The following is a 13862-nucleotide window of genomic DNA, read 5'->3' on the forward strand; positions in this document are numbered from 1 at the left end:
ATGGGGCAGGGCAGGTGTCCAAGCGCTTGCTCAGCGATGATGCCACGAGGGTTCCGCACACCGGAAGGGAGCGCCCTCGGTCAGGCGACCGTCGCCACCGCCCGCACCGCGGGAGCGCGCAGCACCCGCCGGGCCGTGGCCAGGGCCGTCCCCAGCGTCACCGCCGCCGCGACCGCCACGACGGCGAGCCACACGCCGAACGCCTGCTCCGGCAGCACCGCGTCGGTGCGGACCACGGTGAACGGGACGATCCCCGCCAGCGCCGCCAGCGTGCCGAAGCACACGCCGGTGACCGTCAGGACCAGCCCCTCGGCCCCCACCACGCCCAGCACCTGCCCGGGGGTGGCCCCGGCGAGCCGCTGCTGCCCGAACTCCCGCTCCCGGTAAGTGGTCGCCGCGTACAGGGAGTTGACCAGCATCACGCAGACGAAGACCACGATGATGCCGACGACCGTGAAGTTGAGCGTCTCCAGGTTCTTCGCGTCGACCGACTTCACCGCCCCCGAGGCCGCGACGGCGTCGCTCTCCACCGCCTGCATGGTCAGCGTCGCCGTGGCGACGGCGGTGAACAGGATCAGCGACATCAGGATCCCGGCGAGCTCCCCGGCCCGCTCACGCAGATTGCGCACCGCCAGCCAGCCGCACGCACCGCCGAGCGGCAGCCGGTCCAGCACCCCTGCCAGCAGCCGCGGCGCCATCAACGCGCAACCGACCGACACCAGGATCGCCCCGTACGCCGGTGGCGCCATCAGCGCCCCGTCCGTCGCCGAGAACACGAACGTCGAGGTCACCGACACCGCACCGGCCACCAGAGCCGCGTAGGCGAGGACCGTCCGTGCCCGGCCCCGCCGCCGGCTCCCGCCCGTCGCCCGCCGCACGGCGAGGAACGCGGCACCCGCGGCGGCGAGCAGCGTGATGCCGGCACCGGACTGCAACGCCATCGGGCCGAAGGAGTGGTCGACGGAGCGGGCGACCTGACCGCTGTCCTGGAACACGTCCAGCAGCGCCCGGCCGCCGAGCATCGCCGGCCCGATCGCCAGGGCCGCGCCCGCCAGGGCCACGGCCACCGCCTCACCGACCACCATCCGCTTGAGCTGCGCCGGAGTCGCCCCCGAACAGCGCAACAGCTCCATCTCGGCGGCCCGTTGACGCACGTTCACCGTCAGCGTCGAGGCGATCGCGAAGAACACCAGCAGAGTGCCGTAGCCGCCGACCACGCCCGCCGCCGTGGACAAGGTCTGTGAGCTCACCGAGTCCACGCGCGGTTGCCCGGCCGTGTCGTGCATCGAGTTGAACGTCATGATGATCGCCGCGCCCAGGAACGCGGACAGCAGGGTCGCGAGGAACCGCCCGGGCCGCTGCCGTATCGACCGCATCGCGAGTACGAACACGGCTCACACCCCCGTCGGCACGTCGTCGCCCAGGTGCGCCAGCCGCTCGGCGACCGCGTCCGCCGTAGGGTCGTCCAACCGGCCCGCCAGCCGGCCGTCCGCGAGGAACAGCACACTGTCGGCGTACGAGGCGGCGACCGGGTCGTGCGTCACCATGACCACCGTCCGGCCGTGCGCCCGCACCGCCTCCCGGAGCAGCCGCAGCACGTCCCGCGCACTGCGCGTGTCCAGCGCGCCCGTCGGCTCGTCCGCGAAGATCACCCGTGGCTCGGTGACCAGCGCCCGGGCGATGGCGACGCGCTGACGCTGACCGCCCGACAACTGCTCCGGTCGGTGCCCGAGCCGGTCGCCCAGCCCCACGGCCGTCAGCACCTGACGGACCCGCTGCCGGTCCACGCGTCGCCCGGCCAGCTTCAGCGGCAGCACCGTGTTCTGCGCGACGGTCAGCGTCTGAAGCAGGTTGTACTGCTGGAAAACGAACCCGATCCGGCCGCGCCGGAACCTCGTCAGCTCGGCCTCGCCGCCGCCCGTCAGCTCGGTGCCGTCGACCCGCACGATCCCGCTGTCGGGCCGGTCGAGACCCGCCGCGCACTGGAGCAGAGTCGACTTGCCGGAACCGGACGGCCCCATCACCGCCGTGAACGTGCCACGCCCCAGACCGAGCGTCACACCGTCCAGGGCGGTCACGGCACTGTCGGCGCTCCCGTACGTCTTGGTGACCTTGACCAGCCGCAGCGCCTCGGCTGCGGGTCGCGGATCCTGGTCCTGTCGTGGGCCGGTGCGCAACATCGTCGTCCCCCTTCGTCCGGCACGCCTTGTGCCTCGCCGACGACGCTACGGAGAAGGCGACTTACCCACACTGGCCGCAGAACCCGTATCGCGGGGTGTACTCAGCGACACCCCGCGACTCGGGATCACACCAGCGGTCCGGACCGTCAGGCGTCCCCGACCAGGATCACCTCCAGCGTGCGCGGACCGTGCACCCCCTCGACCCGGTCCAGCTCGATGTCACTGGTCGCCGACGGCCCGGAGATCCACGTCAACGGACGTGCCGGGTCGAGGCGTTCGAGACCCTGCGGCACCGACGACACGACCTGGCCGGGGACACGCACGACGCAGACGTGATGGTCCGGAACGAGGGTGATCCGGCGCCGCCCCTGGTCGGGCGACCCGTCCAGCACGATCGTCCCGGTCTCCGCGATCGCGACCGCACAGGCCGTCACCACGCTGTCCACGCGGTCGAGTTCCTGCGGCGTGCTCTCCGCCCGGTCCGTCACCCGTGTCACCCCGGTCGACGCGAGCCAGCCCTCGTCCAGCCCGGGCGGCACGAGCACCGAAGCCGACCCTCGCTTCTCCAGCAGCCCCGCGATCAGCCCCGCCAGCCCCTCGGCGTCCGTACGGTGCACGATCGCCCGGTAGTCCGCCAGATTCTCGGCGAGCAGATCCACCGTCTCCGGGACGCTCCGGTCCCCGTGCTCACGCGCATAGTCGCGCGCAACCGCCTGCTCGTACGGAGTGTCGTCCCGTGACACGTCCGCCAGCGCGCGCCGCACCCGCCCGAGAATCCGCTCCCTGCTGTTCACCTGGCACCGTCCTTCCCACCGCGCGTCCGCTGCCACCAGTCCCGGAACGGCTCGGCGGGCACCGGCGGCAGATCCCGCGTCCCGCTCCACGCCTTGCCCGGGCCCGGCAGCGTACGGGGATGGAAGCGCCGGGTCCGGGAGGCGGCGCGCTGGCCGGTGCGCAGCGCGCCCGGGTGCGTGAACGCCCACCGTGCCGCACGCATCGCCGCCCGCTCGGCGGCATGCCCCTTCGCGGGCCGCAGCACCACCTTGTTGCCCTCCCGGGTGACCTCCCCGCCCTGCACCACCCGCTCCCGCAGATGCACCAGCACCTCGGGGATGTCGATGGCGACCGGGCACACCTCGTAGCACGCGCCGCACAGCGAGGACGCGTACGGCAGCGAGGCGTCGATCTCACTGCCCGTGCCCCGCAGTTGGGGGCTGAGGATGGCGCCGATCGGCCCCGGGTACACCGAGCCGTAGGCGTGACCGCCGGCCCGCTCGTACACCGGGCACACATTGAGACAGGCCGAGCAGCGGATGCAGCGCAGCGCCTGCCGGCCGACCTCGTCGGCCAGGGTGTCGGTGCGGCCGTTGTCCAGCAGCACCAGATGGAAGGTGCTCGGCCCGTCCCCGTCGGTCGTGCCGGTCCACGTCGAGGTGTACGGGTTCATGCGCTCCGCCGTCGAGGAGCGGGGAAGGGTCTGGAGGAACACCTCCAGGTCCCGCCACGTCGGCACGATCTTCTCGATGCCGACGACCGAGATCAGCGTCTCGGGCAGCGTCAGGCACATCCGGCCGTTGCCCTCCGACTCCACGACCACCAGCGTGCCCGTCTCGGCGACCATGAAGTTGGCCCCGGAGATGCCGACCTTGGCGCGCAGGAACTTCTCCCGCAGGTGCAGCCGGGCCGCCTCGGCGAGTTCGGCGGGCGTGTCGGTGAGGCCCTCGGGGGCCGGTCGGCCCCACTCGCTCATCTCACGGGAGAAGATGTCACGGATCTCGCCGCGGTTGCGGTGGATGGCCGGGACGAGGATGTGCGAGGGGCGGTCCTTGCCCAACTGCACGATCAGCTCGGCGAGATCCGTCTCGTAGGCGCGGATGCCCTCGGCCTCCAGCGCCTCGTTGAGCCTGATCTCCTGTGTGGCCATCGACTTGACCTTGACGACCTCCGACTCGCCGGTCATCTTCACGAGCTGGCTGACGATCTCGTTGGCCTCGGTCGCGTCGGCGGCCCAGTGCACCACGCCGCCCGCGGCCGTGACCGACTCCTCCAACTGTACGAGATAGCGGTCCAGATGACGCAGCGTGTGGTCCTTGATCCGCTTGCCCGCCTCGCGCAGCTCGGCCCAGTCGGACACCTCCGTCACGGCCTTGGCCCGCTTGGCGCGGATGGTGTGCGTGGCGTGGCGCAGGTTGCCGCGCAGGGTCTTGTTGGCCACGGCTTCCCGCGCGGCCTCCGGAAACGCCGGCATCCCGACGAACGTCCCGCTCATACGGCCGGTTCCTCCTCCGTGCTCGCCAGGATCTCCGCGATGTGCACCGGCCGCATGCCGGTGCGCAGCCGGGTCATCGTCCCGCCGATGTGCATCAGGCAGGAGTTGTCGGCCGCGCACAGCACCTCGGCGCCCGTCGACTCGGCGTTGCGCACCTTGTCGGTGCCCATCGCCGCCGACACGTCGGCGTTCTTCAGCGCGAAGGTGCCGCCGAACCCGCAGCACTCGTCGGCCCCCGGCAACTCGACCAGCTCCAGCCCCTTCACGGCTTGGAGCAGCCGCCTCGGCCGGTCGCCGAGGCCCAGCCCGCGCAGGCCGTGACAGGTCGGGTGGTACGTCACCTTGTGCGGGTAGTACGCCCCGACGTCCGTCACGCCCAGCACGTCGACCAGGAACTCCGTGAGTTCGTACGTCTTCGGCACCACCGGCGCCAGCGTGGCCGCGAGGGTGTCCCCGCGCCCCTCGGCCCGGGCCCGCTCGCCCATCCGCGGATACAGCTCCCGCACCATCGCCCCGCACGAGCCGGACGGCGTCACGATCGCCTCGTACTCGCCGAAGACATCGGAGAAATGCCGGGCGAGCGGTTCGGCCTCGTGACGGTATCCGGTGTTGTAGTGCGCCTGGCCGCAGCAGGTCTGCGCCATCGGGAAGTCGACGTCGACGCCCAGTCTCGTCAGCAGTTTCACCACGGCGCGCCCGGTGTCCGGATACAGCGTGTCGTTGACGCAGGTCAGGAACAGGGCGACACGCATCGCGGCTCCTTGTGGTCGATCATCGGATGAGTCAGCGTAGTCCGGGGACGGGACCCGGGGGAGACCCCCGTCAGTCCCCGGCGAGCCGGTCCTGCGCGGCGCGCCACCGCTCGGTCCCGCCGCGCGGCTCGTACCGCGTCAGCGGCTGCGTACGGACGAGCAGCCGCCGCATCCCCGTCAGGTCACCGGCCAGACCGTGGGCCCGCGCCTGCACGAGCACGTTCCCCAGGGCCGCCGCCTCCGTCGGCCCCGCCACCACCGGCAGCCCGCAGGCGTCGGCGGTCAGCTGGCACAGCAGCGCGTTGCGCGTACCGCCGCCCACCACGTGCACCACGTCGACCGGATGCCCGGCGAGCCGCTGTGCGTCCTGGACTGCCTTGCGGTGGGCGAGGGCGAGGGAGTCGAGGATGCAGCGCGTCACCTCGGCCGGGGACTCCGGCACGGGCTGCCCCGAGGCCCGGCACGCCTCGGCGATCCGCTCCGGCATCCGCCCCGGCGCGAGAAACGCCGCGTCACCCGCGTCCACGACCGACCGCAGCGCCTCCACCTTGGACGCCTCCAGCAGCAGCGCGCCCAGGTCCGGGGCGCCCCAGGCCCGCACGCACTCCTGGAGCAGCCACAGCCCCATGATGTTGCGCAGATACCGGACCGTGCCGTCCAGCCCCAGCTCATTGGTGAAGTTGGCCGCCCGGCTCTCCTCGGTCAGCACCGGCGCGTCCAGCTCCAGACCGGCCAGGGACCACGTGCCGGTGCAGATGTACGCGAACCGCTCCCGCCCGGCGGGTACGGCGGCCACCGCCGACGCGGTGTCGTGCGACCCGACCGCCGTCACGGGCACGGGACCGGTCAGCCCGGTCTCCTCCAGCACCGCGTCCCGCAGCACCCCCGCCGGATCACCGGGCTGCCGCAGCGGCGCGAACAGACTCAGGTCGATCCCCAGCCGCGAGGCGATGTCGTACGCCCAGTCGCGCGTCCGGGGGTCGATCAGCTGGGTCGTCGAGGCGTTGGTGAGCTCGGTGCCCTGCTCGCCGGTGAGCCAGTACGTCAGGAGGTCGGGGATGAGCAACAGCCGCTCGGCCTGGGCGAGTTGCGGTGTCGGTCGCGCCGCCGTCAGCTGGTACAGGGTGTTGAAGGGCGCGTACTGCAACCCGGTCGCCGCGTACAGTTCCTCCGCCGGGACGGTCGCCCACACCTTCTCCGCGACCCCCTCCGTCCGGGAGTCCCGGTAGTGCACGGGATTGCCGAGCAGCGCCCCGTCCGCGTCGAGCAGCCCGTAGTCCACGGCCCAGCTGTCGATACCGACGGAATCGACCTGCCCGGCCGCCTTCAGCCCGTCCAGCACCCCCGCATACAGGCTCAGGACGTCCCAGCGCAGCCCCTCGGGCACCCGCACGGGCCGGTTCGGGAAGCGGTGCGCCTCGGTCAGCTCCAGGCTGTCGGGGCCGACGCGGCCGACCATGACGCGCCCGCTGGACGCGCCGAGGTCGACCGCGGCGTACGACTTCACGGCCGCGCTCACCGCAGGAAGGCGGCCGCGACGCCGGCGTCGACCGGGATGTGCAGTCCGGTGGTGTGGGTCAGGTCGCCGCCGGTGAGGGCGAAGACCGCGTTCGCGACGTGCTCGGGGAGCACCTCACGCTTGAGGATGGTCCGCTGGGCGTAGAACTCACCGAGCTTCTCTTCCTCGACCCCGTACACGGCGGCCCGCTTGGCCCCCCACCCGCCGGCGAAGATCCCCGACCCACGCACGACACCGTCCGGGTTGATCCCGTTGACACGGATGCCGTGCTCGCCCAGCTCGGCGGCGAGCAGCCGCACCTGGTGGGCCTGGTCGGCCTTGGTGGCCGAGTAGGCGATGTTGTTGGGCCCGGCGAACACGGCGTTCTTCGAGGCGATGTAGACGATGTCGCCGCCCAGCCCCTGAGCGATCATCACCCGCGCCGCCTCCCGCGACACCAGGAAGGATCCGCGCGCCATGATGTCGTGCTGGAGGTCCCAGTCCTTCGCCGAGGTCTCCAGCAGCGGCTTGGAGATCGAGATACCGGCGTTGTTGACGACGAGATCGACACCGCCGAAGGCCAGCACCGCGGCCCGGAACGCCTCGGCGATCTGCTCCTCGGACGTCACGTCCACGGTCACGGCGACGGCCTTGTCCGGACCGCCCAGCTCCTCGGCGACCGCGGCCGCGTTCTCGCCGTTCAGATCGGCCACGACGACACAGGCGCCCTCGGCGGCCAGCCGACGCGCGATGGCCTTCCCGATCCCGCTGCCGGCACCGGTCACCAGCGCGACCCGCGTCGCGAGCGCCTTGGGCTTCGGCATCCGCTGGAGCTTGGCCTCCTCAAGGGCCCAGTACTCGATGCGGAACTTCTCGGACTCCTCGATGGGCGCGTACGTGGACACGGCCTCCGCCCCGCGCATCACATTGATGGCGTTGACGTAGAACTCGCCGGCCACCCGGGCGGTCTGCTTGTCCTTGCCGAAGCTGAACATGCCCACGCCCGGGACCAGCACGATCGCCGGGTCGGCACCGCGCATGGCGGGGGAGTCGGGCAGGGCGTGCCGCTGGTAGTAGGCCGCGTACTCCTCGCGGTACTCGGCGTGCAGCTCCTTCAGCCGGGCGATGGCCTCGTCGAGCGGAGCGGTCGGCGGCAGGTCGAGGACCAGCGGCCGCACCTTGGTCCGCAGGAAGTGGTCCGGGCAGGAGGTGCCCAGCGCGGCCAGCCGCGGATGCTCGGCACTCGCGAGGAAGTCGAGAACCACTTCGGAGTCGTTGAAGTGCCCGACCTGAGGCCGGTCCTGGGACGCGAGGGCACGGACGTACGGCCCGAGCGCGGCGGCCCGCTCCCGGCGCTCCCCGGCACTCAGCGCGGCGTACCCGTCGATCACCGGCCCGCAGGGCTCCTCCTTGCCGCGCTCGGCGAGGAACTTCTCCGCGGTCCGGATGATGTGCAGCGAGTTCCGCTCGCACTCCTCGGACGTGTCACCCCAGGCCGTGATCCCGTGCCCGCCCAGAATGCACCCGATGGCCTGCGGATTGGCCTCCTTCACGGCCGCGATGTCCAGCCCCAGCTGGAACCCGGGCCGCCGCCACGGCACCCACACGACACTGTCCCCGAAACACTCGGCGGTCAGCTTCTCCCCGTCGGCGGCGCAGGCGAGCGCGATACCCGAGTCCGGGTGGAGGTGATCGACGTGGGCGGCCTCGACCAGGCCGTGCATCGCGGTGTCGATGGAGGGAGCCGCGCCGCCCTTGCCGTGCAGGCAGTAGTCGAACGCGGCGACCATCTCGTCCTCGCGCTCCACGCCCGGATACACGTCGACGAGAGCCCGCATCCGGTCCAGCCGGAGCACGGCGAGTCCCGCCTCCGTGAGCGTGCCGAGATCACCGCCGGACCCCTTGACCCACATCAACTCGACATCGCCACCGGTGACGGGGTCGGTCTCGGTGCCCTTCGCGGAGGCGTTACCGCCGGCGTAGTTGGTGTTACGCGGATCGGCCCCGAGCCGGTGCGACCGGGCCAGCAGAGCGGCAGCTTCGGGATGGGTAGCCATGACAGTTCCTTTGCAACGGAGGGTGTGTAGTTCAGGGGCGCGGGGAACTGCGCGACCAGCCACAACCGGCCCGCAGCCCGAAATCAAACAGGACCCGGCAGACGCTCACGCCCCCCAGCCGGCCTGCTGCCCACCAACCCGCTCGGCCACGATCTGCTCGGCCCACCCGGACCGCCGGTACGCGGCGATGGGGTCGGGGTCCAGCCCCATCTCCTCCCGCACCTCCCGCAGCAACGGCCGCACATCCGTGTTGTACGCGTCCATCAGCACGGCATTGGCCTCCAGCACATCACCGCTGCGCTGCGCCGCACCCAACGCCTCACCGTCGACCAGCAACGCCTTCGCCGTGGCCTCCTGCACATTCATCACGGAACGGATGATCGCCGGGATCTTCGCCTCGATGTTGTGGCACTGGTCGAGCATGAACGCGACCTCGGGCGAGAACCCGCCGCCCCGCACGACCTCGTACATGATCCGGAACAGCTGGAACGGATCCGCGGCCCCGACCATCAGGTCGTCATCCGCGTAGAACCGCGAGTTGAAGTCGAACCCCCCGAGCTTCCCCTCCCGGAGCAGCGTCGCCACGATGAACTCGATGTTGGTCCCCGGCGCGTGATGCCCCGTGTCGACCACGACCTGCGCCTTCGGCCCCAGCTTCAGGCAGTGGGCGTACGCCGTGCCCCAGTCCGGCACATCGGTCGTGTAGAAGGCCGGCTCGAAGAACTTGTACTCCAGCAGCATCCGCTGCCCGTCGCCCAGCCGCTCGTAGACCTCCGCGAGCCCCTCGGCGAGCCGGTCCTGCCGGGCCCGGATGTCGTCCTGCCCGGGATAGTTCGTCCCGTCGGCGAACCACAGCTTCAGATCACTGGACCCGGTCGCATCCATGATGTCGACACACTCCAGCAGATGGTCGACGGCCTTCCGGCGCACAGAAGCCTCCGGATGACAGATGCTCCCGAGCTTGTAGTCGTCGTCCTGGAACGTGTTGGAGTTGATCGCGCCGAGCTTCACCCCGCGCTGCTCGGCATGCTTCGCCAGCGCCGCGTAGTCGTCGACCTTGTCCCACGGAATGTGCAGGGCGACCGTCGGGGCGACCCCCGTGAACTCGTGCACATTCGCCGCGTCGTCCAGCTTCTCGTACGGATTGCGCGGCACACCCGCTTGCGCGAACACCTTGAAGCGCGTGCCCGAGTTCCCGTACGCCCACGACGGCGTCTCGACTGCCTGGGTCTTGAGAGCGGCCTTCACCGCGGCGAGCTCGGTCACGTCAGGGCTCCTGAGGCATCGGGTCGTGACGACCACTGAATGAAACGATTCAGGACGCGAAGTTATGGGCCCCCCGAAGGGGTGTCAACCCCTCCGGCTCACACGGTTACTCGTGACCAGGGCGTGACCTTCTATACTCGAAACTTTTTCGACCGGAACCCATTGACGTGACATGCGCGACCCGCCTAACGTCCCGGCAACCCAGTTGAAACCTTTCACGACGCCGAGAGGGCCGTCCCGCCGGCGTCGTCGAGGAGCCCCCATGACCCACCCGTCCACCACGGGTCCGGCCCCGGTTCTGGCACTGAAGGACGTCTCCAAGTCCTTCGGTGCGGTCCGCGCACTGCGGGACGTCTCCCTGGAGCTGTTCGCCGGGGAGGTGCACGCGCTCGCCGGTGAGAACGGTGCCGGCAAGTCCACCCTCATCAAGGCACTCGCCGGAGTGCACCGGCCGGACGCCGGCCAGGTGCTGCTCGACGGTGCGCCCGTCGCCTTCCACGGCCCCGGCGACGCCCGCGACGCCGGCATCGCCGTGATCTACCAGGAGCCCACGCTCTTCCCCGACCTGTCGATCGCCGAGAACATCTACATGGGCCGCCGGCCCCGGCGCGCCCTCGGCCGGATCGACCACAAGGCCACGCACAACGCGACCGCCGCCCTCATGGAGCGCCTCGGAGTCGAGCTCGACCCCGACCGGCCCGCCCGCGGCCTGTCCATCGCCGACCAGCAGATCGTCGAGATCGCCAAGGCCCTCTCCTTCGACGCCCGCGTCCTGATCATGGACGAGCCGACCGCCGCGCTCACCGGCAGCGAGGTCGCCCGCCTCTTCGGCGTCGTACGCACCCTGCGCGAACAGGGCGCCGCCGTGCTGTTCATCTCCCACCGGCTGGAGGAGATCTTCGAGATCTGCCAGCGGGTCACCACGCTGCGCGACGGCGCCTGGGTCGGCAGCGAACCGCTTGAGGGCATGACCGAGGACGACCTCGTGCGCCGCATGGTCGGCCGCGACCTCGACGAGCTGTACCCCAAGCAGGACGTGCAGCCGGGTGAAGTCGCCCTGAGCGTGCGCCGCCTGACCCGCGAGGGTGTGTTCACCGACGTCTCCTTCGACGTGCGGCGCGGTGAGATCGTCGGGCTCGCCGGACTTGTCGGAGCCGGGCGTACGGAGGTCGCCCGGGCCGTGTTCGGTATCGACCGCTGGGACGCCGGCGAGGTCACCGTGGACGGCAAGCCCCTGGTCAACGGCGCCCCCTCCACCGCGATGTCCGCCGGACTGGCCCTGGTCCCCGAGGACCGACGCGCCCAGGGCCTGGTGATGGACATGTCCATCGAGCGGAACATCGGACTCACCGGGCTGCGCACGACGGTCAAGGCGGGCCTGATGGACCGCGGCGCCGAGCGCAGCCGCTCCCTCGACTGGGCCGTCAAGCTCCAGGTCAAGTACGCCCGGATCGCCGACACCGTCAACACCCTCTCCGGCGGCAACCAGCAGAAGGTCGTGCTCGCCAAGTGGCTCGCCACCGGCCCCAAGGTGCTGATCGTCGACGAGCCGACCCGCGGCATCGACGTCGGCACCAAGGCCGAGGTGCACCGGCTGCTGTCGCAACTGGCCGCCGACGGCGTGGCCGTCCTGATGATCTCCTCCGACCTGCCCGAGATCCTCGGCATGGCCGACCGCGTGCTGGTCATGCACGAGGGACGGCTCACCGCCGAGATCCCACGCTCCGACGCCACCGAGGAATCCGTGATGGCCGCAGCCACCGGGAGGGCCGCCGCATGACGGTCGTCACCCCACAACAGGCCCCCGTGGCCGACGTGCCCAAGTCGAGCGGCACCCGCCTCGTCGACCGCGTCTTCAAGATGCGCGAGCTCGCCATCCTCGTCGTCTTCCTGGTGATGATCGCCGTCACCCAGGCCGGCAACAGCCAGTTCCTGTCCGAACAGGGCATCAAGGACCTGCTGCTGAACGCGACGATCCTCGTACTGGTCGCCACCGGCCAGTCCCTCGTCGTCATCACCCGCAACGTCGACCTGTCCGTCGGATCCACGCTGGGCATCAGCGCCTTCGCCGCCGGCACGTATCTCCAGGGCGGCGGCAACCCGGTCGTGGCCATCGCGCTGGCCGTGCTGCTCGGCATCGGTTTCGGACTGCTCAACGGCCTGCTCGTCAGCCTCGGTCAGGTGCCCGCCCTCGTCGTCACCCTCGGCACGCTCTACATCATCCGCGGCATCGACTCCATCTGGGTCGGCTCCAGCCAGATCACGGCGGCCGATCTGCCCGGCGGTTTCGTCGACTTCGGCTCCGGCGGCGTCTCGGCGGTGCCGTACCTGGCACTGATCGCGCTGGCGGTCCTCATGGTCACCGCCTACTACCTCAAGCACTTCGCCAGTGGCCGCGAGTTGTACGCGCTGGGCTCCAACCCCGAGGCCGCCCGCCTCGCCGGCATCCCCGTGCGCAAGCGGATCCTCGCCGCGTACACCTTCTGCGGCGCCCTCGCCGGACTCGCCGGCGCGTTGTACCTCGCCCGGTTCGGCAACGTCGACTCCGGCACCGGCAACGGCTACGAACTCACCGTCGTCAGCGCGGTCGTGGTCGGCGGCGTCGTCTTCACCGGCGGCTCCGGCAGCGTCTACGGCGCGGCCCTCGGCGCGCTGCTGCTGACCTCGATCAACAGTGTGCTGCCCGCCCTCGGCGTCAGCTCCGTCTGGGTGCTCGCCATCAACGGCATCCTGCTCATCCTCGCCATCGCGGTCGACCGGATCGTCGCGCTGCGCGTGGCCTCCGCCCTGAAGAAGAGGAACGCCCGCCATGGCTGACATCTCCCTGAGCCGAGCGGTCCGCTGGTCCGCCTTGAAAAGGTGGGATTCCGCCGTCGGCGCACTCCTCATCGTCGTCCTGCTGTTCTCCTTCGGCTTCGTCGACGGGTTCAGCAACGCGCTCAACCTGTCGTTCCTCATCGGCAACACGCTGCCGATCGCGCTGATCGCCCTGCCGATGACCCTGCTGGTGGTGTCCGGCGAGATCGACCTGTCGGTGGCCTCCACGGCGGGCCTGTCCGGTGCCGTGATGGGCACCCTGTGGAACCAGGGCATGGCCATCGAGACGATCATCCCGATCTGCCTGCTGCTGGGCGTCGTGTGCGGGCTGATCAACGGCCTGTTGGTGACCAGGCTGGGGCTGCCGTCCCTCGCCGTCACCATCGGCACGCTCGCCGCCTACCGGGGCATCGCGCAGATCGTGCTCGGCTCCGACGCGGTGACCGACTTCCCCACCCAGTACCTGGAATTCGCGTCCGGGCGCATCGGCGACACGTTCATCCCGAACGCCTTGCTGCCGTTCCTCGTCCTGCTCGCCATCGCGGTGGTCGCGCTGCACGCCACGCCGTTCGGGCGGTCGCTGTTCGCGATCGGGGCGAGTGAGGAGGCGGCGCGGTTCGCCGGCATCCGGGTCAAGCGGCAGAAGCTGCTGCTGTTCACGGTGACGGGCCTGATGGCCTCTCTCACCGGCATCTTCTGGGCGCTGCACTTCGCGAGTGCGCGGTACGACAACGCGATGGGGCTCGAACTGTCGGTTGTGGCCGCGGTGTTGCTCGGTGGTATCGACTTCGACGGTGGCAAGGGCACGCTCGGCGGCGCCATCGCCGGGGTGTTTCTGCTGGGGGCGTTGCAGAACGTGATGAGCCTCCAGGACGTTTCCGCGCAGTCGCAGATCGTCGTCACCGGCGTTCTGCTCGTCCTCTCCGTGCTCGGCCCCAGGGTCGCACGGCAGATCTCCGTAGCGAGGGCGGGCCGCAGAGCCGCCTCGACTCCGACCTCGTAACTCAGCCCTTCCTCGTAAAG

11 protein-coding genes are annotated in these 13862 nt (G+C 70.8%); 3 read left to right on the forward strand and 8 right to left on the reverse strand.

Going from position 1 to position 13862, the window contains the following annotated elements:
• Positions 1–80 precede the first annotated feature (80 nt).
• From PV963_RS41080 to rhaI, 8 genes are all read right to left on the reverse strand, one after another.
• The gene (locus tag PV963_RS41080) at positions 81–1391 is read right to left on the reverse strand and encodes an FtsX-like permease family protein (RefSeq protein WP_274821528.1); all 1311 of its coding nucleotides are present in this window, start codon (positions 1389–1391) and stop codon (positions 81–83) included.
• A gap of 3 nt (positions 1392–1394) precedes the next feature.
• A complete protein-coding gene (locus PV963_RS41085; protein WP_274821529.1) occupies positions 1395–2180 on the reverse strand; it encodes an ABC transporter ATP-binding protein in 786 nt (261 codons plus the stop codon).
• A 146-nt stretch (positions 2181–2326) separates the two neighbouring features.
• Positions 2327–2974, reverse strand: coding sequence for a LutC/YkgG family protein (locus PV963_RS41090; protein ID WP_274821530.1), 648 nt, complete (start codon positions 2972–2974; stop codon positions 2327–2329).
• A complete protein-coding gene (locus PV963_RS41095; protein ID WP_274821531.1) occupies positions 2971–4449 on the reverse strand; it encodes a LutB/LldF family L-lactate oxidation iron-sulfur protein in 1479 nt (492 codons plus the stop codon). The genes PV963_RS41090 and PV963_RS41095 overlap by 4 nt, the downstream gene beginning before the upstream one ends.
• A complete protein-coding gene (locus PV963_RS41100) occupies positions 4446–5201 on the reverse strand; it encodes a (Fe-S)-binding protein (protein WP_274821532.1) in 756 nt (251 codons plus the stop codon). Before PV963_RS41100 ends, PV963_RS41095 begins: the two co-directional genes overlap by 4 nt.
• 70 nt (positions 5202–5271) lie before the next feature.
• The gene (locus PV963_RS41105; RefSeq protein WP_274821533.1) at positions 5272–6720 is read right to left on the reverse strand and encodes a rhamnulokinase; all 1449 of its coding nucleotides are present in this window, start codon (positions 6718–6720) and stop codon (positions 5272–5274) included.
• Positions 6717–8756 carry a bifunctional aldolase/short-chain dehydrogenase gene (locus tag PV963_RS41110; RefSeq protein ID WP_274821534.1) on the reverse strand — a complete coding sequence of 680 codons (2040 nt, stop codon included), beginning with the start codon at positions 8754–8756 and terminating at the stop codon, positions 6717–6719. The genes PV963_RS41105 and PV963_RS41110 overlap by 4 nt, the downstream gene beginning before the upstream one ends.
• Positions 8757–8861: 105 nt before the next feature.
• Positions 8862–10022: an L-rhamnose isomerase gene (gene rhaI / locus PV963_RS41115; RefSeq protein ID WP_274821535.1), complete on the reverse strand. Its 1161-nt coding sequence runs from the start codon at positions 10020–10022 to the stop codon at positions 8862–8864.
• A gap of 262 nt (positions 10023–10284) precedes the next feature.
• Here rhaI and PV963_RS41120 point away from each other — a divergent pair, with 262 nt between their 5' ends.
• The 3 genes from PV963_RS41120 to PV963_RS41130 are packed head-to-tail and all read left to right on the forward strand — an operon-like array spanning position 10285 to position 13842.
• Positions 10285–11802, forward strand: coding sequence for a sugar ABC transporter ATP-binding protein (locus tag PV963_RS41120; RefSeq protein ID WP_274821536.1), 1518 nt, complete (start codon positions 10285–10287; stop codon positions 11800–11802).
• Positions 11799–12839, forward strand: coding sequence for an ABC transporter permease (locus PV963_RS41125; protein ID WP_274821537.1), 1041 nt, complete (start codon positions 11799–11801; stop codon positions 12837–12839). Before PV963_RS41120 ends, PV963_RS41125 begins: the two co-directional genes overlap by 4 nt.
• Positions 12832–13842, forward strand: coding sequence for an ABC transporter permease (locus PV963_RS41130; protein WP_274821538.1), 1011 nt, complete (start codon positions 12832–12834; stop codon positions 13840–13842). The genes PV963_RS41125 and PV963_RS41130 overlap by 8 nt, the downstream gene beginning before the upstream one ends.
• Positions 13843–13862: the final 20 nt, after the last annotated feature.

Origin of the sequence: Streptomyces coeruleorubidus (assembly GCF_028885415.1) — a bacterium.
In the GTDB taxonomy this organism is placed as follows: Bacteria; Actinomycetota; Actinomycetes; order Streptomycetales; family Streptomycetaceae; genus Streptomyces; species Streptomyces coeruleorubidus_A.